The sequence below is a fragment of the Vibrio sp. D173a genome (assembly GCF_030248475.1).
The window spans coordinates 1-832 of record NZ_JAHGAH010001179.1; the positions used below are offsets into that span (position 1 = coordinate 1).

Annotated in this window: 1 protein-coding gene; it reads left to right on the forward strand. The window is 46.6% G+C overall.

The features are described from left to right. On the forward strand, nucleotides 1–602 hold a 602-nt coding region (locus KIV40_RS32155), incomplete at its 5' end, for an iron-containing alcohol dehydrogenase (RefSeq protein WP_285353402.1). Nucleotides 603–832 lie beyond the last annotated feature (230 nt).

The window sequence follows — 832 nt, forward strand, 5'->3', positions numbered from 1 at the left end:
CGCCACTTATCTCTGTAAACGATCCTGAGTTGATGCTTGCTAAGCCTGCATCGCTGACTGCTGCAACAGGTATGGATGCGCTGACTCACGCTATCGAAGCGTACGTATCTATCGCAGCGACACCGATTACTGATGCCGTTGCAATCAAAGCGATTGAGCTTATCCAAGCACACCTACGCACTGCAGTAAGCAACGGTGACGACATCGAAGCTCGTGAGCAAATGGCTTACGCACAGTTCATGGCAGGTATGGCATTCAACAATGCATCTCTAGGTTACGTACACGCTATGGCGCACCAACTGGGTGGTTTCTACGACCTCTACAACGCGCAAGTTTGTCCTGAGCGTCTACGTGATGTGGCAAAAGCAATGGGTGTAAATGTTGAAGAGATGACAGCAGAGCAAGGCGCAGAAGCGGCTATCGCATCTATCGTAGCTCTGGCTGCTGATGTTGGTATCCCAGCAGGTATCGCTCAACTTGGTGCGAAACTGGAAGACATCCCTACTCTGTCTGACAATGCACTAAAAGATGCTTGTGGTTTCACTAACCCGAAACAAGCAACACATGAAGAGATCTCTGCAATCTTTGAAGCAGCGATGTAATTCTAAGTAGTCGCATTTTCTTAGGGCGCTTCTGTTTGGAAGTGTTCTAAAAGAGCAACTCTATATTTTAGTTTTAAAGCGGGCTTACCACAGGTGAGCCCGCTTTTTTATCGAGCGACATCACACTTCCAAAGTGAAACAGATCACATAATTAAACAAAGGTTTTTGTTATTTCTTTTGGGTAAACTCGCCACAATTAAACCGTCTACCCAACGCTGAAAACCGCATCT